Below are 22,276 nucleotides of genomic sequence, written 5' to 3' on the forward strand. Positions count from 1 at the left end.
AGGGCTGTATTGAACAGCCCTTTGTTTTTAGAAAATAGAGATTATTTTACTAATTGCACTAAAATACGGCGAATTGGTTCTGCTGCACCCCATAATAATTGGTCGCCCACAGTGAATGCCGCCAAATATTCCGGCCCTAAGTTGAGCTTACGTAAACGTCCTACCGGAACGCTTAATGTGCCGGTGACTTTGGTTGGCGTGAGTTCACGCAAGGTACTTTCTTTATCGTTTGGAATGACCTTCACCCACTCATTGTGTGATGCCAAAATTTGCTCGATTTCTGCCAGTGGAATGTCGCGTTTTAATTTGATGGTGAATGCTTGGCTATGGCAGCGTAATGCACCGATACGCACACATAAACCGTCAACCGGAATTGGATTGTCGCTTAACCCTAAAATCTTATTGGTTTCCGCATAGCCTTTCCATTCTTCTTTGGTTTGACCACTTTCTAATAATTTGTCGATCCAAGGGATCAAGCTGCCTGCAAGAGGCGCACCAAAATTATCAATAGGGAAATCCTTATCGCGCATTTTCGCGGTAACAGCGCGTTCAATATCTAAAATAGAGGAATTCGGATCTGCTAATAAGCCTTTCACTTCACCGTTTAATTCGCCCATTTGCACTAATAATTCACGCATGTTTTTAGCACCGGCACCACTGGCGGCTTGGTAAGTCGCAACGGAGATCCATTCCACTAAATCTTTCTCGAATAAACCGCCTAATGCCATTAACATTAAACTTACGGTACAGTTACCGCCCACATAGGTTTTTACACCGTTTTTCAAGCCTTCGCTGATGACATGTTGGTTTACTGGATCCAACACGATTATCGCATCCTTTTCCATACGTAGTGCAGATGCTGCATCGACCCAGTAGCCGTTCCAACCGGTGGCTTTTAATTTTGGATAAACTTCGTTGGTGTAATCGCCGCCTTGGCAGGTCACGATAATGTCGAGTTTTTTCAGTTCTTCAATATCGAATGCATTTTTTAAGGTGCCTGCATTTTTGCCACCGAAAGTCGGTGCAGGCTGTCCAGCTTGGGAAGTCGTAAAGAAAACCGGATTGATATTTGCAAAATCATTTTCTTGCTGCATGCGATCCATTAAAACGGAACCGACCATTCCGCGCCAACCGATAAAACCAACGTTTTTCATAAGTTTGTCCTTCTAAATAAGATTGAAAATATGTTGTGTAAGCGCGTAATTAATAGCAAGAGAACGCAAATAAAAGCAAGTATTTTTCCGATATTTTTTAACTTTTTAAAATAATCCCAGAACTGACCGCACTTTTTCTTTTATTTATCTTGATGTTAAGGTCAAAAAAACGGGGGGATTGATATGAGCAAAGCGATTGAATTTATGCTATGTTAAATATCGTTTTTATTGTGCTAATGGGTGGCTTTAACTTTATGGAAAAAATCATTATTGATGAAAATCAGTTTTTTAGAACGATTTCTCGTATCTCACATGAAATCATTGAAAAACATCATACGCTAGATAATTTGGTCATTGTCGGTATTAAACGACGGGGAGCGGAAATTGCGGCATTAATTAAACATAAAATTAAAGAATTAACGCAAGTTGAACTCCCATCTTTTGATTTGGATATTACCTTTTATCGTGATGATCTTGAGCCAACCCAAGAAGAGCGGGTGCCTATTTATAGTGGCGCTTCTGATTTTATTAACATCCAACATAAAGAAGTGATTTTAGTGGACGATGTGCTGTTTACCGGTCGCACGATTCGTGCTGCGTTGGATGCGTTAGTGGATTTTGGACGTGCAGCAAAAGTGGAATTGGTGATTTTTGTGGATAGAGGGCATCGTGAATTACCGATCCGTGCTGATTATGTAGGGAAAAACGTACCAACCAGTCGTAGTGAAAATATTCAGGTACGTACCATGAAGTTTGACCAATGTTACGAAGTGGCGTTATTAACGAAATAAATTTGTGAACCTTTATTAAAATTGATAATCTAACCAACAATTTCAACCCTATAATGGAATATTAACGAAGATGAATTTGAAGTCTGTTTTGTTTGTCGCACTTGGTTTTTTGGCATTTATTGCAAATGCGCAAGCTGAGGAAAAAGTGGTTGCGACAGTAAACGGCGTTCCTGTGTTGGAAAGCCAAGTAAAAAGTGCTTTAACTAAGAAAAATAATCGCCAAGCAGCTTTAGATAAAGTGATTGACGACATTTTGGTTGCGCAGGCAGTAAAAGAATCCGGAGTCTCCGTTAATAATGCGCAAGTGGATCAAATTATTGAAGGCATCGCAGCGCAAAACGGTTTAACGTTCGGTCAGTTACTCGATGCCCTTGATTATCAAGGCATTAGTTATGCGGCATATCGTCAACAAATTGCGCAACAACTGATGATGTCGGAAGTACGTAATCGCGCAATTAGCCAAAGCGTTGATGTCTCTCGTGAACAGGTTGAAGCATTAGCGAAAAAAATGTTGGCGGATGCTAAGGCAAAAGGTAACGTGGCGAAACTGACGGATACCCAATACGAAGTGCGTCATATTTTGTTAAAACTCAACCCTTTATTAAACGATGCACAGGCCAAAGCACAGCTTGAACAAATCCGTGCGGATATTCTTGCTGGCAAAACAACGTTTGCTGATGCCGCATTAAAATATTCAAAAGATTATTTATCTGGTGCTAACGGCGGTAGCTTAGGTTATGCTTTCCCGGAAATGTACGTGGGTCCGTTTAATAAAGCAGTACGTACAACAAAACCAGGCGTGATTAGTGCGCCGTTTAAAACCGAATTTGGGTGGCATATTTTGGAAGTGACCAATACCCGCCAGGCGGACCGCACAGAAGATGCTTATCGTCAAAAAGCCTACGAGCAAATCGTTAATCAGCAATTGCAAGATTCGGCACGCGACTGGGTACAAGCGTTGCGTAAACGAGCCAACATTAAATACATAAATTAACGGAAATCCCGACCCAATGGTCGGGATTTTGCTTTATAATACACCGCACTTTTCATTATTTTTATAAGATCTTATTCAATGAATTCAAAAAAGCATTTAGGCCATACGGCGCGTAAACGGTTCGGGCAAAATTTCTTGCACGACAATAATGTAATTCAAAATATCGTGGCGGCAATTTACCCGCAAGCTAACCAATTTTTAGTGGAAATCGGTCCTGGGTTAGGCGCATTGACAGAGCCGGTTGCGGAGCAGGTAGATCGCTTGACCGTATTGGAGCTTGACCGCGATTTGGCGGAACGTTTACGTCACCACCCGTTTTTACATCAAAAACTCAATGTCATCGAAACCGATGCCATGCAGTTTGATTTTTCCTCCCTTTATGAACAAGAGCATTTGGCAGAGAAAGGGCAAAAATTGCGCGTGTTTGGTAACTTGCCGTATAACATTTCTACGCCGTTAATGTTCCATTTGTTTAAATATCACAACATCATTCAAGACATGCATTTCATGTTGCAAAAAGAAGTGGTGAAACGCCTATGTGCTGCCCCAAATAGTAAGGCTTACGGAAGATTGACTATCATGGCGCAATATTTTTGCCAAGTCATGCCGGTGTTGGAAGTGCCGCCAAGTGCCTTCAAGCCTGCGCCGAAAGTCGATTCTGCCGTGGTTCGTTTAATCCCGCATACCACACTGCCGTATCCGGTGAAAGATTTGTATTGGCTGAATCGCGTCTGTTCTCAGGCATTTAATCAACGTCGTAAAACGTTGCGTAATGCCTTGTCCGGCTTATTTTTACCGGAAAATTTGACCGCACTTAACATCGATTTAAATGCACGTGCAGAAAATCTTAGCATTGCCGATTATGCCCGTTTATCGAACTGGTTGGCGGATAACCCGCCGGCAGAGGTGAGCAAAGAGGATGTGGTGGATTCGGAAGCATAAAAGAGCGGTCAAAAATGGCGACATATTTAGTGGGCGACCTACAAGGTTGTTATGACGAATTGCAGATGTTATTGGATCGAGTGAAATTCGACCCAACACAAGATACACTTTATTTAACCGGTGATTTGGTGGCGCGGGGCGATAAATCGTTGGAATGTCTGCGTTTCGTTAAATCTTTGGGAACTGCCGCTTACACCGTCTTAGGTAATCATGATTTACATTTAATTTCCACCGCACTTGGCATTAAAAAAATCAAACCACGTGATCGTGTTGCACCGATTTTTGCCGCACCGGATTTTTTTGAATTAATCCATTGGCTACGTCAACAACCTTTGTTGATTCACCACGAACAGTTGAATTTCGTCATGACGCACGCCGGTATTTCGCCCGATTGGGATTTGGCAACCGCCAAAGCTTGCGCCAATGAAGTGGAGAATGTGCTGCGCCATGGTGATTATCGCTATCTCATTGAAAATATGTATTCGGAACAGCCTGATCGTTGGTCGCCAAATTTAAAAGGACTGGATCGTCTGCGTTACATTATTAATGCTTTTACTCGCATGCGTTTTTGCTATCGGGATCATCGCCTCGATTTTGCATGTAAGTTACCTATTAAGGATGCGCCGGATAACCTTGCACCCTGGTTTGCTTTAGACAATCCGCTGTATCAAACCGAAAATATTGTTTTTGGCCATTGGGCGAGCTTAGTGGATGAAATCACGCCATCGAATATTTATGCCCTCGATACCGGTTGCGTTTGGAACAATCGTCTCACTCTGTTGCGCTGGGAAGATAAGTGCTATTTCACCCAAAGTGCGGTCAAAAATTACAGTGATTTTTAGGAAAAATTATGAATTTCATTAATGCCGATGCGTGCGATCTCTTCAACATTCCCTTCTTCCAATTTGCCCAAATGAAAAAGTTTTGTCCCGAAGATATTCCGCATATTAAGGCGGATTACAAAGCCCATTGGGAACGGTGGAAAGCCACCATTTTGCAAGTGGCTGCCGAACTCGGTACGCCCTTTGCCAAGCCGCATATTGAAAGTTGGACGAACGGTTGGCAAGTACGAGGGCATTTCTTTGCCTATTTTAAATATGAATATAACCTCAATTCCGCCGCGATTTTGTCGGTGTTACTGAATCGTCGTCGTTTATCGGTGAGTTTAGATTGGCATTGTTATCGCGCTGATCGGTCACAAATTAACGTGCAGCAATATAATCAATGGCTCGAGCATGTTGATTTTGCCCGCTTTGCCGAATTGGATATTTGGCGTGGTGATGAAAACGAATGCGATGATTTCCGTAAAGTCAGCCAGTTGAGCCAAAAGGACTTAACTTTGCGTTCTGACGAGGATTTTTGGTGCATTGGGCGAAATGTAGAAAAAACGGAATTAGATAAATTAGATGTGACGCAATTTATTGTGGAAAGCATTCGTGATTTATTGCCATTATATGAGGCTTGCCATCAAGTTAAGCCGTAAAAAATATCCGAAATTCCCACCGCACTTCCTGTTATTTTTCCCTATTTTACGCTATTCTATGGCGTATTTTGTAAGTTAAAACCCGCTAAAGTGCGGTCTATTTTTAAGGTGATTTTTTATGCAAGAACAATATCGTCCTGATTTGCTTGAACCGGAAGTGCAAAAATTCTGGCAGGATAATAAAACTTTCAAAGCGGTACAAGATAACAACAAAGAAAAATATTACTGTCTTTCCATGTTGCCGTATCCATCCGGCCGTTTGCACATGGGGCATGTGCGTAATTACACCATCGGTGATGTGGTTTCCCGTTATCAACGCATGATTGGTAAAAACGTATTGCAACCAATGGGGTGGGATGCGTTTGGTTTGCCGGCGGAAGGCGCGGCGGTAAAAAATAATACCGCCCCGGCAAAATGGACTTACGAAAATATTGAATACATGAAAAATCAGTTGCAACTGCTCGGTTTCAGTTATGACTGGGATCGTGAAGTGACCACCTGCCGTCCGGAATATTACAAATGGGAACAATGGTTCTTTACCGAGTTATACAAAAAAGGCTTGGTGTATAAGAAAACCTCTACGGTGAACTGGTGCCCGAACGATAAAACTGTCTTGGCAAACGAGCAGGTGCATGAAGGTTGTTGCTGGCGCTGCGATACGCCGGTGGAACAAAAAGAAATTCCACAATGGTTTATTAAAATTACCGACTATGCCGAGCAATTATTGAACTGCTTGGATGACTTGCCACAATGGCCGGATCAAGTCAAAACCATGCAACGTAACTGGATCGGTCGTTCTGAAGGCGTGGAAATCACCTTTGATATTAAAGACACCAACAAAAAATTAGCCGTTTATACCACCCGTCCGGACACGTTCTACGGCGTGAGTTATGTGGCGGTAGCGGCAGCTCATCCATTGGCGACACTTGCGGCGCAAAATAATCCTGAATTAGCAGAGTTCATTCAAGAAGCGAAAAACACTAAAGTTGCGGAAGCGGACATCGCCACCATGGAGAAAAAAGGTATGGCTACCGGTTTGTATGCGGTGCATCCGTTAACCGGTGAACAAGTGCCTGTGTGGGTGGCGAACTTTGTGTTAATGCATTACGGTACCGGCGCGGTAATGGCTGTGCCGGCACACGACCAGCGCGACTATGAATTCGCACAAAAATACGGTTTGGCAGTGAAACAAGTGATCGAACCGATGAACGGTGAAGAAATTGATTTAACCAAACAAGCCTTTACCGAACACGGCAAACTGATTCATTCCGCTGAGTTTAATGGCTTGCCATTTGATGCGGCATTTAATGGCATCGCCGATAAATTAGAAAAATTAGGCGTGGGCAAACGCCAAGTGAATTACCGTTTACGCGACTGGGGCGTCTCTCGTCAACGTTATTGGGGCGCGCCGATTCCAATGTTAACCTTGGAAAACGGTGATGTAGTGCCGGTGCCAATGGAAGATTTACCTATCATTCTGCCGGAAGATGTGGTGATGAATGGCGTGAACAGCCCGATTAAAGCGGATCCTGAATGGGCGAAAACGACCTATCAAGGCAAGCCGGCGTTAAAAGAAACTGACACCTTCGACACCTTTATGGAGTCTTCTTGGTATTACGCCCGTTACACTTGCCCGGAATATCAACAAGGCATGTTAAACAGTGAAGAAGCGAACTACTGGTTGCCGGTGGATCAATATATCGGCGGTATCGAGCATGCGACCATGCATTTATTGTATTTCCGTTTCTTCCATAAATTATTGCGTGATGCAGGCCTTGTTACCAGTGATGAACCAGCAAATAAATTGTTATGCCAAGGCATGGTGTTAGCGGATGCGTTCTATTACACCAGCCCGACCAATGAACGTATTTGGGTTTCACCAACCAAAGTGACTTTAGAGCGTGACGACAAAGGTCGTATCGTGAAAGCGGTGGATGATGAAGGCCATGAGTTGGTGCACGCCGGTATGACGAAAATGTCGAAATCCAAAAACAACGGCATCGACCCGCAAGAAATGGTGGAAAAATACGGCGCGGACACTGTGCGCTTGTTCATGATGTTTGCCTCGCCTGCGGAAATGACCTTGGAATGGCAAGAATCCGGTGTGGAAGGCGCGAAACGTTTCTTAGCGCGTGTATGGAATTTGGTGTTTGAATACAGCAAAAATCCAACAAAAACAGCCGTCAATCCGACCGCACTTTCTAGCGTTCAAAAAGCGTTACGTCGTGATGTCCACAAAACCATTGCGAAAGTAAGCGATGACATTGGTCGTCGTCAAACGTTCAATACAGCGATTGCGGCAATCATGGAATTAATGAATAAACTCACCCGCGCACCGTTAGATGACGAGCAAGATCGTGCAGTGATGGCAGAAGCCTTGAGCGCTGTCGTGCGTATGCTTTATCCAATTACACCGCACATTTGTTTCCGTTTATGGAAAGAACTGGGTAATCAAGACATTATTGACTTTGCGCCTTGGGTGGAAGCGGATCCTGATGCGATGATTGAAGATGAAAAATTGATTGTGGTTCAGGTGAACGGAAAAGTGCGTGGTAAAGTCACTGTCGCTGCAGATGCAGATGAAGAAAGTGTGAAAGCGATCGCCTTTGCCGATGAAAACGTCAAACGCTTTACCGACGGAACGCAAATCGTTAAGGTAATTTACGTTGCTGGCAAATTACTTAATGTTGTGGTGAAACCGCAGTAATCTAATCAAAAAATGACCGCACTTAACGCAAAGTGCGGTCGATTTTTAAGGTGATTTTTATGTTTAAACAGCTCAAATCCTTACTTCTTACCGCCAGTGTTTTTGCTTTATCCGCTTGCGGATTTCATTTCCAAAACGGTGAATTGATTCCGCAAGAATTGCAAACCTTACACTTGGAAAGTAGCGATCCTTATAGTGACATGGCGGTGTCTATGCGTCGTCAATTACAGTTGAATAATGTTAATTTGGTAGAAGCTAAGGCGGGTGTGCCGGTTTTACGTTTGAATAAGACAACGACATCTGAGCATGTGGTTTCTATTTTTAAACAAGGTCGTGAAGCAGAAAAACTCTTAGTTTTAGACGTAGAAGCCAGTGTGAAATTGCCAAATAAAGAGGCTTTCCCAATTTCGACTAAAGTGAATCGTACGTTCTTTGATTATTCTCGAGCAGCCTTGGCGAAATCTTCGGAAAAAGAGGTGATTTGGCAAGACATGCGTGAGCAAGCGGCTCGTCAGTTAATGAATAAAATGGTTGCCTTGCAACATCAAATTCAAGTGAAATAATGAACCGTTTATTTCCTGAGCAACTTATCCCTTCGTTAGAGCGCAAATTAGCTGCGCTCTATTTTTTAGTGGGGGAAGATCCGTTATTAATTGAAGAAAGCCTGGATGCTATTCAACAAGCGGCAACGAAAGCGTTATTTGATGAAAAAATCCAGTTGGAAATTAATGCCTCTACCGACTGGAATGATTTGTTCGAGCGGGTGCAATCCATGGGCTTATTTTTCAATAAGCAGATTATCGTATTAGATTTACCTGAAAATTTGACCGCACTTTTACAAAAAAATCTGTCGGAGTTTATCTCTTTACTGACGCCTGATGTGTTGCCGGTGCTGCGTTTTACCAAGTTGACCAAAACCACGGAAAAACAAGCGTGGTTTGTGGCGGCTAACCAATATGAACCGCAAGCTGTCGTCATTAATTGCCAAACACCGAATGCGGAGCAGTTGCCTCGTTGGGTGACAAATCGGGCAAAATCATTGGGCTTAAGCATTGATCAGGAAGCGGTACAGTTGCTTTGTTATAGCTATGAAAATAATCTGTTGGCACTCAAACAAACGCTGCAATTACTGGATTTGTTGTATCCTGATCGTAAATTGACCTTTGCTCGTGTTAATAGCGTGGTGGAGCAGTCTTCAGTGTTTACGCCGTTTCAATGGGTGGATGCCATGCTGGCGGGGAAAGCGACTCGCGCTTGCCGGATTTTAAATGGTTTAAAAGAGGAAGATGTTCAGCCGATTGTTTTATTACGCACGTTGCAGCGGGATTTAATGACATTATTGGAACTTGGCAAAAGCGACCAACGACCATCGCTTGATTCGTTATTACCTACCTCTCAGCTGCGTGAACACTTTGATCGTTTAAAAGTATGGCAGAACCGCAGGGCGTTGTTTACGCAAGCGGTCCAACGTTTAACTTACCGTAAACTTTATCTTTTCTGTCAACAGCTTGCGGAAGTTGAGCGTAGTGTAAAACAAGAATTTAATGATGATGTTTGGCTGCAACTGGAAGCGTTATCCATTGAGTTTTGTGCTACCTCATAATGCCTAATGGTTATTATTGTTTCTCTTTATCGCTAAAATTCGTATAATAGGCTGTCGCCTGACTTGAGGTGATATTTTCAAACCATTATGGAGAAAAAAATGAAAAAACTATTAGTTGCAGTATTATTATCCGGTTTTGCAATGTCCGCATCTGCTGGCTTATCTAAAAGCTGTGAAACATATTTTGCTGAAATCGACTCTTTTGTGAGTGCAGTACCTGCAGCACAACAAGCGATGATGAAACAACAATATGAAGCAAGCAAACAACAATTATCTGCTTTACCAGAAGCTGCACAAGAGCAAGCTTGCTCCCAAGCAACTGAACAATTAAAACAAGCTAAAGCAGCAATGGGCAAATAATCTGGCTTTTTGTTTTTTTTCAAAGACCCGACATATGTTGGGTCTTTTTTATGGGTGAGAGTTAGGATTCGGCTAATAAACGTTGAATGAGTTTGGCATTTGCCGGAGGGAATTGACCGGCATCCAGTTCGTTTTGTGCCAACCAGAAACCTTCTTGTCCCTCACGCCCAAAGGGCTCGCCAACCCATTCTTCTACCAGATAAAAAAAGAAAGAAATCACTTTAGTTGGATATTCAAATTCAAAACGCTCAAACAGCTGTGCATTGAGTACCACAATACCGATTTCTTCTTCTAGTTCTCGTTTTAATGCCTGTTCCGGTGTTTCGTCTTTATCAACCTTACCGCCAGGAAATTCTAGGGACTGTGCAAAGTCTTGCCCTTCTAAGCGTTGAGTTAAATAAATTTGTCCAAATTCGTTACGAATAATCCCTGCTGCAACCTGTACAAGCGGTTTCCTCATTTTTCTATCCTTCACTGAATATTCATGAAAAAAAGTGCGGTTAAAAATTTAATTGTTTTTCTAACCGCACTTTTATTTATTTCCAATTAATGTCTGGCACGACTGCCGTGGCAATGTTTGTATTTTTTACCAGAACCACATGGACAAGGTTCATTACGCCCGATTTTATGGTGTTCTTCCACCGCATTTTGAGCGCCTTGTTCATCCTGTGATTCTTCATTGTGATACTGCATTGTTGCCGCCTCTCGTTCCGCCAATTCTTGACGTAAACGTTCTGCTTCTTCCATTTCCTCTTGTGTGCGAACTTGAACGCGACTTAAGGTGGTGACCACGCTTAATTTCAAGGCTTCCAACATTTCGGTAAACATTTGGAAGGACTCTTTTTTGTATTCCTGTTTCGGATCTTTTTGTGCATAACCGCGTAAATGAATACCGCGACGCAAGTGATCCATGGCAGATAGATGTTCTTTCCAAAGTTCATCTAAGGTTTGTAACATCACGCCTTTTTCAAAATTACGCATGGTTTGTGCACCGGCCAATTCTTCTTTGCGTTTATATTCATCAGTAGCTGCTTGAATAATACGCTCACGCAAGGTTTCTTCATGCAGATGATTGTCTTCATCCAGCCATTTGCTGATAGGTAAATCCAGCGCGAAATCTTGTTTTAAACGTTGCTCCAATGCCGGCACATCCCATTGTTCTTCCAGTGATTGTGGTGGAATGTATTGATCGATAACGCTGTTGAATACGTCCTGACGAATCACATCGATGGTATCGGAAATATCGTCATTTTCTAACAATTCATTACGTTGTTCATAAATCGCATGGCGTTGATCATTTGCCACATCATCAAATTCAAGTAAGTTTTTACGCCCATCGAAGTTGTGTGCTTCCACTTTGGCTTGTGCAGAGGCAATGACTTTTGCCAACAGCTTAGATTCCATGGCCTCGCCAGGTTGACTGAAGGCTTTGCGCATCATGTTAAGTTTGCCTTCATTGAGGTAAATACGCATTAACGCATCGTCTAAGGATAAATAGAAACGGGAAGAGCCCGGGTCCCCTTGACGACCGGAACGACCGCGCAACTGGTTGTCGATGCGACGGGATTCGTGGCGTTCAGTACCGATAATGTGCAAGCCACCGGCTTGTTTTACGATGTTATGACGTTCTTGCCATGCAGCTTTGATTGCCTCAATTTGTTCCGCTGTTGGATTTTCCAGTTTATCCACTTCAGCTTTCCAGTTACCTCCTAACACGATATCGGTACCACGTCCCGCCATGTTGGTGGCGATAGTAACGGCGCCCGGATACCCTGCATTAGCGACGATTTCCGCTTCTTGTGCGTGGAACTTGGCGTTCAACACATTGTGTTTAATACCGGCTTTATTCAGCGCATTGGAAAGCAGTTCGGATTTTTCAATGGAGATTGTACCGACCAAAACAGGTTGGTTACGTGCTACACAATCTTTGATGTCTTCAATAATGGCATCAAATTTGTATTCTTCTGTTTCAAACATCACATCAGTGCGATCATCACGAATCATCGGACGATTGGTTGGAATCACGACGGTTTCTAAGCCATAAATTTTTTGGAATTCAAAGGCTTCCGTATCCGCCGTACCGGTCATTCCCGCTAATTTCTCGTATAAACGGAAATAGTTTTGGTAAGTGATAGAGGCGACAGTTTGGTTTTCGCTTTGAATGCGAACCCCTTCTTTGGCTTCGATGGCTTGGTGTAAGCCGTCCGACCAACGACGACCTGCCATCGTACGACCGGTGTGTTCATCGACGATAACAATCTCGCCATCTTTTACAATGTAATCCACATCACGTTCAAATAAGGTATGAGCGCGCAATGCTGCCATAACGTGGTGTAACAAAGAAATTTTAGACGGTGAATAAAGGGATTCGGTGTCTTTCATGAATCCATGTTCAATTAACCATTGTTCGCATTTTTCTTGCCCACGTTCGGTCAAGTAAGCTTGTTTGGTTTTTAAATCCAACGTGTAATCACCCGTGCCTTGATATTCTTCGGTATCTTCTTTGTCTTGTTTAATTAAGACAGGAATCAACTTATCGATAGCAATATACAGTTCGGAGCTGTCTTCTGCCTGACCGGAAATGATTAACGGTGTACGCGCTTCATCGATTAAGATGGAGTCTACTTCGTCCACTAACGCATAGTAGAGATCTTTTTGAAAACGCTCTTGCGGTGAATGCGCCAAGTTGTCACGCAAATAGTCAAAACCTAGTTCGCTGTTGGTGGCATAAGTAATGTCTGCGGCGTATGCTGCGCGTTTTTCTTCCGGTGACATACCCGGCACGTTTACGCCAACGGTTATCCCCAAAAATTCAAATAATGGACGATTAGTTTCCGCATCGCGGCGGGCAAGATAGTCATTCACGGTAACCACATGCACGGCTTTGCCCGGTAATGCGTTCAAATAGCATGGCAATGTCGCAGTTAAGGTTTTCCCTTCACCGGTACGCATTTCCGCGATACAGCGACTGTTAAGCACCATACCACCGATAAGTTGAACGTCGAAATGACGCATACCAAGCACACGTTTACTGGCTTCACGCACAGTAGCAAATGCTTCCGGCATTAAACTTTCCAAGGTTGCGCCTTGTGCTAAACGGTCACGGAATTCCACCGTTTTGGCTTTGAGTTGTTCATCGCTTAACGCTTCGTATTCCGGCTCAAGTTTATTAATTTTGACGACGATTTTATTGAGGCGACGTAAAACACGATCATTACGACTGCCAAAAATTTTGGTTGCAATAGTTCTAAGCATAATTTTTTCTTTTAAAAACAGATAAATGAAATCGTTTAATGATATTAAACGATGGCGTAAATTAGATAGTCGAGGTTAAATCAATGCGGGCCCGGCACGAATTGGCGCATGAGAAATAAAAGGCGAACGCGTAAAGTGCGGTTCGTTTTGCGAGAAAATTTCAACCGCGGGTAATACATGTTGCGGTTGGTATTGTTGCTGTCGGGTTTGTTGTAATAAAGACACCGCCGTTAAAATTTGAGGCGCATTTTGTTGTTGCGTATTTTGATAGTTTTCATTACCAACAGCGGCCGGATAATTCAATTCCTGCGTTACGGGCAAAACAAAAATTGCCAGCATGCCGAGGAGCAGTCGCGACCAAAAATTGTGTTTGCTTTTGTTGGAAATAATCATAGGGATTTCACTATCAAAAAATTGTCGGTATTGTAGCGGAATTTCGCTACAATGTCATAAATATTAGGGCAGAGAAGCGGAAAACAAGGCAATGCGTTATCAAAAACCGATCAATATTCACACCTTATTGCAAGATTCACCCTTGGCGAAAATGATGCAAAAAGGCATTCGATTGAATGCATTAAATCAGCAAATGAAAGATTTTTTCCCTGTGGAATTTGCCGGGCTGTATCGTATTGCCAATATTGAACAACAGAGTTTGCGCATTGAGGTGGCCAATGCCATGGTTCGCCAAAGCTTTTTGTTTCGCCAACAGGCATTATTGGGCGTTATTCAGCAGCATTTGCCAGAAATTACCGAATTAATTTTTTACATTAACCCTGAATTTCGTCCTGAGGCATAAAAGTGCGGTGTCTTTTTCAGGCGTTTTTTCGGAGATGAGATGAAAATAGGGAAGTTAGCCAAAGCGGTTGGTTGTAGTGTGGATGCTATTCGATTTTATGAACAAAAAGGCATCATGCCACGCCCGTTGCGTTCTGCCGGTGGTTTCCGTTTATACACGGACGAACATTTGCAGCGCTTGTCATTTATTTGTTATTGCCGATCTTTGGATATGTCCCTAGAAGAAATCAAATTGCTCTTGAGTTTGGACACTGCATCGGAACAACAAAAGACCGAAATTAATCAATTACTCGATCGGCATATTCAAGACATCGCCAAGCATATTCATCGTCTGCAACATTTACGCATGAATTTGCTGCAATTAAAACAGCAATGTGGCGAGTCTGAGCAGCAGAATTTACTGCAGCTCTTGCAACGTAGTCATGCAAAGTTTAGACCAATAAAATAATTTGAAACGCCATAAAAAAGCACCGCACTTAGTAAAAAAGTGCGGTGCTTTTTTTTATTTGTTTTTAGCCGATAACTTGCGGGAGAACACCAGCTTGAATCAGGAATGGGATGACGATGATTAAAATCCCAATAAGCAAAGCGACAACCAGTGCGAAGTTTCCACCGGCAACGCGATAAGGTAAATTTTTATGTTGTTTTCTTGTACGCCATGCTAATCCGATAGGCAAAATCAAACAGTAGAAAGCACACAATAAACCGGCATAACCTAATGCCGCCAAGAACCCATTTGGATAGAATAGGGCGAACAGCAACGGCGGAATAAAGGTGGTGATGGTTAAGCTGATTCTGTTTGCCGGCATTTTGGCTCGTTTGAATAAATCGTTGAGCCCTTCAAATAAACCTAATGCCACGCCCAAGAAAGAGGTGATTAAGGCAAGAGAGTAAAAGACGCTTAATACATTACTCAAACTGTCGGTAAGTGCTTTAGTGGCGTTGATTAAGCCGGTGAGCGTTGGGTTGTCTTTTAACACGGCAATGAATTCACGTTGGCTTAAAATGCCGTGAGTCGCAAGCTGCCATAATAAGTAGGCAACTAATGGAATGGATGTGCCAATAATAATCGCGTTTTTAAAACGTTTTACATCGCCGTCTAAGTAGCTATTGATGCTGCCCATGACGACATGGAAACCGAAAGAGGTAAAGAAAATCGGTGCGGCGGATAAAATCAACGCATAATCCAATGGCTTTTCCATGAGGTTTTCAAGGCTGATGCGTGGCAACATCATGGCTAGTACAAGAATGAAGATGATTATTTTGCCAGAAAAGAGTAAACGGGTAATGCCATCAACGCCGCTAGTACCAATAACCACGAAGGCACCAAGAAGCACAGTGAAAGCAAGAATCGAGATTTTCAGCGTGTTGTCATTTGAACCAAATAAATCTGTCGGTAATACGTTGGCTAACAATGAGCCGCCGCCGGTCATATAGGCAGCCGATAAGGCGTAAAGGAGAACAAACAAAGAGACCGTAGAAATGACGCGTCCTGGCATGCCAAAGTATTTTTCTGCTAAGGTGGCGACACCGTCATCTTTACGTTGTGCGGTTTGATACACTTCTACAAACAACAATCCGCTGTAAGCGAGAAGTAACCAAAGCCCGAACAACAAGGCGGCAGTAAAGCCAAAGCCCATGCCGGCAGAGGTTAATGGCATGGCTAACATGCCGGCGCCAATAGAGGTTCCTGCGATAATTAAGGCACTGCCCAAGGTTTTATTTTTTAACAACATAAAAAATCCTAAAAAGTAAACGAGTAGGTAACATAAAATAACCCTATAAGACCTATAAATAAATAGCTTTTATGCAAAGTGCAGTCAGATTTTGGGGATTTTTGAGAAAATTATAAATTTCGGTCATCAACGCCGATATGAAGGTAGTTGCCTTGTATATCACATAAGCTGCGAAATCCTACGTTGATAATTTGATAACCTTGTTGTGCCGGTATCGTATATTGAAAATTTTCGTGGTGATGGCCGTGATAAATTTGTGTGACGCCCATTTTTTCAGCCAGTTGATTGATGACGGCAAAACCTGATGGATGCGGTTTTGGCGCTTCATGACAAATCAAAATGTCGGCTTGTTGCTGCTCTAACACTTCAATATCTGAAGGGAAAATTGAGGTACGGTGACGTAACGGCACACCGCCGCGCCAGATTTTTTCTTGTGGACAATATTGGCAATAATGAATTGGGTCAAAGAAAAGCGGTTTGTTTGGCGGCATCCAGATTTGCCCACGAAACACGCCGCCAAGTCCTGCGATGCGTTTCCCTTGAATTTCTTGTACCCGACCATGTAGGCTGCGCGTATGCCATTCCGTTCCCCAAAGGGATTCAAAGGCTGCAATGGTTTTACTGTCGTGGTTGCCGTGAATAAACCAAAGATCCGCATATTGTGCCAGTTTTTCTAACGGTTCCGGGGTGGTGAGTTGTAAATCGCCAAGAATGACCAATGCCACATCCTTATGTTCTTTTATGAACGGATAAAGGTGGTCAAAACTGCCATGGGGATCGCCTGCAAATAAAATCATATTCTCTCTAATTTAAAAAATGGAATGCCCATGCTCGCTATTGAGTTCGGGGAGTTCTTCTTCGTTGAGTATCTTTTCAACGATGGCTTTAACTTGATTGTAACGGTCTAAATAACTCGGTGATTCAATTTCAATGTAAGGCACTTTGTATTTATCTAACAATTTTTTGAGTAAATGTTGAAAACGTTGTCGTTGTTTTTGGCTGCCTAAACTGCGTAAACCATCGTCCACCCATTGGGTATTATTGTTTAGCAAAATGGTCACATCAAAAGGGTATTCTTTAATCATGGAATCCAAAAATGGATGCGCTTTACCTTCATACTGAATACAAAATGCCTGTGTTGTAATAAAGTCTGTATCAATAATCGCCACTTTATGCGCATGACGCACAGCATAGTCAATGTAGCGTTGATGCCCTAAGGCCATTTGTGGATAGTCGGAATATTGCATTGCTTGCTCGTCACCGCCCAGTTGTTCAAAGACGAATTCGCGACCATATTCCCACGCAGACGTGGTGTTAAATACGGTGGCCAGTTTGCTCACCAATACGCTTTTCCCGCTGCTTTCGCCGCCCAAAATTGCAATGGTTTTAGAGAAGAATGGGCGTACTTCTTTCGGAATGAATTTCCAATAATGGAACGGTTTATTACGAATTTTTGTAGCAGAAATATTAAAGAATTCTCGTTCAGGATCGACCAAAGAAACTTCTAGATTTAAATACTTTTCATAAGGTGCTTTGTCTTGAATTTCGCTACTGAATACTATACTAGGTTCAAATCCTTTTTCTTTAAATAATTCCTTCACGCGTTCAGCCCAAGCCGGCCAACCATTTGGATAACTTGGTAAACCGTCCTCAATTAAATGGTGAATGAAAATTTGATTCTTTTGATACTTAAAAATTTGTTGCATCCAACGCAAGCGATCTTGCACTGTTGGCATACGCTTCATTTTGCTGTCGTAAAAGAGTTTCAAATCGCGTTCGGTGTCGCTACACACAATAACATGAACTTCATCAACCTTACTGAACGCTTCATAAATCATATTAATATGACCGGTATGCACGGGATAAAACTTACCGAAAATAACACCGACTTTTTTATGATTCGGCTCGGTAATTTGTAGTGCACGATGAATCGCACTCAGTTTGTTTGCGCTTGGGTTTTTAATTTTTCCGCTCACTAACTGATTGAAATAAGCGCGGGTGATATTGGCGCGTTGGCAAATATCATTGACCTTGAGGTTCAGTTGTTTACGTTTTTCTTGTAAATAATAAAAAGCGGACATACTCATCTCCTTATGAAAGAAAGCATGGGCAAAAGTGCGGTCGAGATTTATCGTGTTTTTACGCAAGTAGTTTAATGATGAAGATGCGTTAATACAGGAATATGTTGTATAACATGCACTATTTTTGAGGAATCTAGCATAGATGCCTCAATTTGGTGAATGATTTGCGCTATTGTATGCAAATCAGCTCTAAATAAAAACATTTTTTCTTCATTTGCTTTGCGCTATACTGTGCCCGCATTCTCAGGGCAGGGCGAAATTCCCTACCGGTGGTAAATATGTTTAAACATAAAGCCCACGAGCGTTTGCCTTTATAGGCAAAGTCAGCAGATTTGGTGTAATTCCAAAGCCGACAGTTAAAGTCTGGATGAAAGAGAATTTTAGTGACTTAATTTATTAGGTCGCTCTTGTTGTTATATGCGATTGATATTGGCAACACTCCCTCATCAGCCCTGGTTCTGGTATCTCAAGTTTTAACGAAGGAATTTACTATGAATCAGTCATTATTATCCCAATTCGGCACCGCAGAAGAACGCGTTATTAACGCGATCAATACCTTTAAACAAGGCCATGGCGTGCTTGTTCTTGATGATGAAGATCGTGAAAATGAAGGCGATCTGATTTTCCCGGCAGAAACCATTACTCCCGAACAAATGACGATGTTAATTCGTTATGGTAGCGGCATTGTGTGTTTATGTATCACGGATGAGTTGTGCCAACAATTAGCCTTGCCACCGATGGTGTCTGATAACACCAGCGTGAATAAGACGGCATTTACGGTGACGATTGAAGCGGCGAAAGGCGTGTCCACCGGTGTTTCTGCGGCAGATCGCGTGACAACGATTAAAACAGCGATTGCCGATGGCGCAAAACCGGCAGATTTACACCGTCCGGGCCATGTGTTTCCATTACGTGCGGCAAATGGTGGTCTGCTGGAACGTCGCGGGCATACAGAAGCGTCAGTTGAATTAGCTCGTCTTGCCGGCTTTAAACCTGCCGGGGTGATTTGTGAAATCACGAATGATGATGGCACGATGGCAAGAGCACCACAGATTGTTGAATTTGCGAAAAAGTTTGGCTACGCGGTAGTGACAATTGAAGATTTAGTTGAGTATAAATTACAACAAAAATTGTGATGAATCTTTGATGGAAAGTGCAGTGGGTTTTAGAAACGTTTTTAAAACCCACTGCACTTTTTTTTTGGTGTTATTTTCCTTTTTTCACCCAATAGCGATAAGGTATTTGATCCGTTTCGCTATGTAGCAACGTATGATCCATAAATTGGCAGAAACTAGGAATATCCCGAGTCGTTGCCGGATCATCAGCAAGCATTAGTAGTACGTCGCCTTCTTGTAAATGGCGAATATGTTTGCGTATCAACATGACCGGTTCCGGGCAACGTAAGCCAATCGTATCAAGTGTTTGGGTGATTTTGATATTATCCATCTTTGTTGTTTATTAGGAAAAATTACGGGATATAATACAGAAAGTATGATACAAAATCAGCAAAATTCCTTAAGCGCATCAAACGTATGATTGAATACCGAATTCCGAAAAGTGCGGTAGATTTTTCCGAAGAAATTAAAAAAAGCCGTTTTATTACTTATTTGCAACATACGGAAGGTTTAGAGCAAGCAAAAGCGTTCTGGACGGAAATTAAGGCATTGCATCCAAGTGCGCGTCATTGGTGTTGGGCAGCTGTTGCCGGTAGTCCGAATGATTCTCAACAATTTGGATTTTCTGATGATGGCGAACCGAGCGGTACTGCCGGAAAACCGATGTTAGCCGCGTTGCAAGGGAGTGGATTGGGTGAAATCAGTGCGGTGACGGTGCGTTATTATGGCGGTATTTTGTTGGGCACCGGTGGATTGGTTCGTGCTTATAGTAGTGGGGTTCAACAAGCATTAAAATTGTTGGAAACTGACATGAAAGTGAACTATGCACATTATGAAGTGCGGTGCGATTATCCACAGATTAGCGGACTGCAGGCATTATGCGAGCATCATGCAGTGTTGATTTTGGCACAAGATTTTCAGGCTCAGGTTATGTTAAGTTTGGCGATTCGCCCCGATAAATTCGCGTTTTTTCAGCAAGCGTTAACGGAACGATTCGCCGGGCAGTTAGGTTTAGTAAAAATAGAATAAGAGAGATTTTTAGTGCATTTTTTATCCATTTTACGCATTGTCGGGATTTTAGTGATGTGCTTTTCCTGCACCATGTTATTGCCTGCATTTGTCGCGTTATTATACGGTGATGGCGGCGGTAAAGCCTTTATTCAATCCTTTGTGATGAGTGCGATTGGCGGTGCAATTCTTTGGTGGGCCTGTCATGAACATAAGGAAGAATTGCGTTCGCGGGAAGGTTTTTTAATTGTTGTGGCTTTTTGGGTTGTTATGGGAAGCCTTGGCGCTATTCCTTTTATTCTTTCTGATAATCCGGATTTAACGGTATCTTCCGCCTTTTTTGAAGCTTTCTCCGGTTTAACAACCACCGGCGCAACAAATATTGTTGGGTTAGATAATCTGCCGAAAGCGATTTTGTTCTATCGCCAGTTATTACAATGGCTTGGTGGGATGGGGATCATTGTATTAGCAGTGGCGATCATTCCTTTATTAGGAATCGGTGGTATGTCTCTTTATCGGGCGGAAATTTCGGGGCCGCTTAAAGAAAACAAAATGCGTCCACGTATTGCCGAAACCGCTAAAACTTTGTGGCTTATTTATGCTTCTTTAACTCTACTTTGTGCCTTTTCCTACTGGCTCGCGGGCATGTCACCTTTTGATGCGATTACCCACAGCTTCTCTACCGTTTCTATCGGTGGTTTTTCGACACATGATAGCAGTATGGCGTATTTTAATAGTCCTGCCGTCAACCTTATTACCGTTGCTTTTTTACTGATTTCTGCTTGTAACTATGCGCTGCACTTCAATGCGTTTTCTAATCTTGGTAAACGGAATATTTTTGTGAGTTATTTTCGCGATCCGGAATTTCGTTTCTTTATGTTTATCCAGATCGCTTTGGTGACGATCTGCTTTTTTATGTTATTAAGCAATCATCATTTTGATGGGACTTTCAAGAATCTCGAGCAAGCAGCCTTCCAATCCGTATCGATTTCAACGACAGCAGGTTACACCACATCTAGCTTTGACCAATGGCCATTATTTTTGCCTATTCTACTTTTATTTGCTTCTTTTATTGGCGGATGTGCAGGTTCTACAGGTGGTGGTTTAAAGGTCATACGTATTTTAGTTCTTTCACTACAGGGAAAACGCGAGCTTAAACGCTTAATTCACCCGAATTTAGTGTACCCCATCAAACTAGGTAAGCGTGTTCTGGATGAGCGGGTAATACAAAGTATTTGGGCATTTTTCTCTGCCTATTTACTGGTTTTTGTGGTGTGCTTACTGGGGGTTATCAGTTGTGGTGTTGAAACGTTCGATGCGTTTAACGCGGTTATTGCCTGTTTAAATAACCTCGGACCGGGGCTTGGTTCGGTGAGTAGCAATTTCGTCAGTATTCCCGATAGCGCTAAATGGATCCTTACGTTAACCATGGTGTGTGGGCGTTTGGAAATTTTCTCGCTGTTAGTTTTATTTACACCGGCATTTTGGAAATCCTAATGAAAACACTTATCTTATATTCCACTCGTGATGGACAAACTAAAAAAATAGCCAACTACATTGCAGGAATTATTCACGAAAATGTTGATGTGAAGTCAATTACTGATATGTATGAGTTGGCTAATTATGATCGCATTATTATCGGAGCCTCGATCCATTATGGGCATTTTAATAAAGCGCTTTATAAAACATTAGAAAAACATACCGTACTTTTGAACCAAAAAACTACAGCCTTCTTCGGAGTCAATTTGACTGCACGAAAACCCGAAAAGTCTACGCCAGAGACGAACGTTTATGTGCGTAAATTTTTACAGCGTATTACCTGGAAACCGACAATGTCAGCTGTATTTGCCGGTGCGTTATTTTATCCACGCTACAATTTCTTTGATCGTATTATGATTCAGTTGATTATGCGAATTACGGGAGGAGAAACAGATCCAACGAAAGAGATCGAATATACGGACTGGCAAAAAGTGCGGTCATTTTCTGAGGTATTTTTGCAGCTAAAATAAGCGAATTGTATTTTTTCTAATCTGTCGATAAGAAAATGCAAAAAATTACTTGATCCATTTATCTTGAACCCTATAATACGCCTCCGCCCCGCAAGGGAGAAAAAATAAATAAATTTTTTCTTGACGATAAATGGAAACTTTACTTATAATTCGCAACCTTGCTTATGCAAATGTTCTTTAACAATCAATCAGACAAACTGTGTGGGCACTTGAAGATTCGTTTTTATCATTAAAGATTTTAAA

The 22,276-nt window shown here is 42.3% G+C and carries 23 protein-coding genes and 1 riboswitch; of the genes, 15 read left to right on the forward strand and 8 right to left on the reverse strand.

The window, feature by feature from the left end; genetic code table 11:
- Positions 1-41 precede the first annotated feature (41 nt).
- Complete coding sequence (gene asd, locus AC30SH_RS01015; protein ID WP_489581975.1) at positions 42-1,154, reverse strand: aspartate-semialdehyde dehydrogenase; 1,113 nt, start codon at positions 1,152-1,154, stop codon at positions 42-44.
- 254 nt (positions 1,155-1,408) lie between these two features.
- Between asd and pyrR the strand changes: the two genes are divergently transcribed.
- The 9 genes from pyrR (at position 1,409) to AC30SH_RS01060 (ending at position 10,034) form a co-directional block, all read left to right on the forward strand.
- Positions 1,409-1,945 (forward strand): bifunctional pyr operon transcriptional regulator/uracil phosphoribosyltransferase PyrR, encoded by a 537-nt coding sequence (gene pyrR, locus AC30SH_RS01020; protein ID WP_109128830.1) that lies wholly within the window; start codon positions 1,409-1,411, stop codon positions 1,943-1,945.
- A 70-nt stretch (positions 1,946-2,015) separates the two neighbouring features.
- The gene (locus AC30SH_RS01025; RefSeq protein WP_489581976.1) at positions 2,016-2,939 is read left to right on the forward strand and encodes a peptidylprolyl isomerase; all 924 of its coding nucleotides are present in this window, start codon (positions 2,016-2,018) and stop codon (positions 2,937-2,939) included.
- Positions 2,940-3,017: 78 nt separating this feature from the next.
- Positions 3,018-3,881, forward strand: coding sequence for a 16S rRNA (adenine(1518)-N(6)/adenine(1519)-N(6))-dimethyltransferase RsmA (rsmA, locus tag AC30SH_RS01030; protein ID WP_489581977.1), 864 nt, complete (start codon positions 3,018-3,020; stop codon positions 3,879-3,881).
- 14 nt (positions 3,882-3,895) lie between these two features.
- The gene (apaH, locus tag AC30SH_RS01035) at positions 3,896-4,723 is read left to right on the forward strand and encodes a bis(5'-nucleosyl)-tetraphosphatase (symmetrical) ApaH (protein ID WP_489581978.1); all 828 of its coding nucleotides are present in this window, start codon (positions 3,896-3,898) and stop codon (positions 4,721-4,723) included.
- Between the two features lie 8 nt (positions 4,724-4,731).
- Positions 4,732-5,364, forward strand: a complete 633-nt coding sequence (locus tag AC30SH_RS01040) for a glucose-6-phosphate 1-dehydrogenase family protein (protein WP_489581979.1) — start codon at positions 4,732-4,734, stop codon at positions 5,362-5,364.
- A 118-nt stretch (positions 5,365-5,482) separates the two neighbouring features.
- Positions 5,483-8,071, forward strand: coding sequence for a leucine--tRNA ligase (gene leuS / locus AC30SH_RS01045; protein ID WP_489581980.1), 2,589 nt, complete (start codon positions 5,483-5,485; stop codon positions 8,069-8,071).
- Positions 8,072-8,130: 59 nt separating this feature from the next.
- Positions 8,131-8,634 carry an LPS-assembly lipoprotein LptE gene (locus AC30SH_RS01050; protein WP_212510033.1) on the forward strand — a complete coding sequence of 168 codons (504 nt, stop codon included), beginning with the start codon at positions 8,131-8,133 and terminating at the stop codon, positions 8,632-8,634.
- Positions 8,634-9,674 (forward strand): DNA polymerase III subunit delta, encoded by a 1,041-nt coding sequence (gene holA, locus AC30SH_RS01055; protein ID WP_489581981.1) that lies wholly within the window; start codon positions 8,634-8,636, stop codon positions 9,672-9,674. Before AC30SH_RS01050 ends, holA begins: the two co-directional genes overlap by 1 nt.
- Positions 9,675-9,773: 99 nt before the next feature.
- The gene (locus AC30SH_RS01060) at positions 9,774-10,034 is read left to right on the forward strand and encodes a DUF5339 domain-containing protein (protein WP_109128813.1); all 261 of its coding nucleotides are present in this window, start codon (positions 9,774-9,776) and stop codon (positions 10,032-10,034) included.
- Between the two features lie 61 nt (positions 10,035-10,095).
- Here the strand turns inward: AC30SH_RS01060 and mutT are convergent, their stop codons facing one another.
- The 3 genes from mutT to secM all read right to left on the reverse strand — a co-directional run bounded on the left by mutT (position 10,096) and on the right by secM (position 13,682).
- Complete coding sequence (mutT, locus tag AC30SH_RS01065; RefSeq protein ID WP_489581982.1) at positions 10,096-10,494, reverse strand: 8-oxo-dGTP diphosphatase MutT; 399 nt, start codon at positions 10,492-10,494, stop codon at positions 10,096-10,098.
- An 86-nt stretch (positions 10,495-10,580) separates the two neighbouring features.
- Positions 10,581-13,289 (reverse strand): preprotein translocase subunit SecA, encoded by a 2,709-nt coding sequence (secA, locus tag AC30SH_RS01070; protein WP_489581983.1) that lies wholly within the window; start codon positions 13,287-13,289, stop codon positions 10,581-10,583.
- A 75-nt stretch (positions 13,290-13,364) separates the two neighbouring features.
- Positions 13,365-13,682, reverse strand: coding sequence for a secA translation cis-regulator SecM (gene secM, locus AC30SH_RS01075; protein ID WP_489581984.1), 318 nt, complete (start codon positions 13,680-13,682; stop codon positions 13,365-13,367).
- 91 nt (positions 13,683-13,773) lie between these two features.
- On the opposite strand from secM, the gene AC30SH_RS01080 reads away from it, so the two are divergent.
- Together AC30SH_RS01080 and AC30SH_RS01085 are read left to right on the forward strand one after the other, a co-directional pair.
- Positions 13,774-14,085 (forward strand): DciA family protein, encoded by a 312-nt coding sequence (locus tag AC30SH_RS01080; protein WP_489581985.1) that lies wholly within the window; start codon positions 13,774-13,776, stop codon positions 14,083-14,085.
- 39 nt (positions 14,086-14,124) lie between these two features.
- Positions 14,125-14,532 (forward strand): MerR family transcriptional regulator, encoded by a 408-nt coding sequence (locus AC30SH_RS01085; RefSeq protein ID WP_489581986.1) that lies wholly within the window; start codon positions 14,125-14,127, stop codon positions 14,530-14,532.
- A gap of 64 nt (positions 14,533-14,596) precedes the next feature.
- Here AC30SH_RS01085 and AC30SH_RS01090 read toward each other — a convergent pair whose 3' ends face one another.
- The 3 genes from AC30SH_RS01090 to nadR all read right to left on the reverse strand — a co-directional run bounded on the left by AC30SH_RS01090 (position 14,597) and on the right by nadR (position 17,901).
- On the reverse strand, positions 14,597-15,820 hold the full coding sequence (locus AC30SH_RS01090) for an aromatic amino acid transporter (RefSeq protein ID WP_489581987.1): 1,224 nt from the start codon (positions 15,818-15,820) through the stop codon (positions 14,597-14,599).
- 110 nt (positions 15,821-15,930) lie between these two features.
- Positions 15,931-16,617 carry a metallophosphoesterase family protein gene (locus tag AC30SH_RS01095; protein ID WP_489581988.1) on the reverse strand — a complete coding sequence of 229 codons (687 nt, stop codon included), beginning with the start codon at positions 16,615-16,617 and terminating at the stop codon, positions 15,931-15,933.
- Between the two features lie 12 nt (positions 16,618-16,629).
- Entirely contained in the window at positions 16,630-17,901 is a 1,272-nt protein-coding gene (gene nadR / locus AC30SH_RS01100; RefSeq protein WP_489581989.1) for a multifunctional transcriptional regulator/nicotinamide-nucleotide adenylyltransferase/ribosylnicotinamide kinase NadR, read from the reverse strand.
- A gap of 235 nt (positions 17,902-18,136) precedes the next feature.
- Positions 18,137-18,284: riboswitch (FMN riboswitch) on the forward strand.
- A 108-nt stretch (positions 18,285-18,392) separates the two neighbouring features.
- On the opposite strand from nadR, the gene ribB reads away from it, so the two are divergent.
- Positions 18,393-19,037: a 3,4-dihydroxy-2-butanone-4-phosphate synthase gene (gene ribB, locus AC30SH_RS01105; protein WP_212510024.1), complete on the forward strand. Its 645-nt coding sequence runs from the start codon at positions 18,393-18,395 to the stop codon at positions 19,035-19,037.
- A 70-nt stretch (positions 19,038-19,107) separates the two neighbouring features.
- Here ribB and tusA read toward each other — a convergent pair whose 3' ends face one another.
- A complete protein-coding gene (gene tusA / locus AC30SH_RS01110; RefSeq protein ID WP_109128821.1) occupies positions 19,108-19,347 on the reverse strand; it encodes a sulfurtransferase TusA in 240 nt (79 codons plus the stop codon).
- An 86-nt stretch (positions 19,348-19,433) separates the two neighbouring features.
- Between tusA and AC30SH_RS01115 the strand changes: the two genes are divergently transcribed.
- Genes AC30SH_RS01115 through hemG form a run of 3 tightly spaced genes read left to right on the forward strand, consistent with a single transcriptional unit; the run spans position 19,434 to position 22,033 of the window.
- Entirely contained in the window at positions 19,434-20,045 is a 612-nt protein-coding gene (locus tag AC30SH_RS01115) for a YigZ family protein (RefSeq protein WP_314886362.1), read from the forward strand.
- Positions 20,046-20,057: 12 nt separating this feature from the next.
- Positions 20,058-21,521, forward strand: a complete 1,464-nt coding sequence (locus AC30SH_RS01120; RefSeq protein WP_212510022.1) for a TrkH family potassium uptake protein — start codon at positions 20,058-20,060, stop codon at positions 21,519-21,521.
- Complete coding sequence (gene hemG / locus AC30SH_RS01125) at positions 21,521-22,033, forward strand: menaquinone-dependent protoporphyrinogen IX dehydrogenase (protein ID WP_212510021.1); 513 nt, start codon at positions 21,521-21,523, stop codon at positions 22,031-22,033. Before AC30SH_RS01120 ends, hemG begins: the two co-directional genes overlap by 1 nt.
- Positions 22,034-22,276 lie beyond the last annotated feature (243 nt).

The organism is Aggregatibacter sp. HK296 (assembly GCF_980469475.1).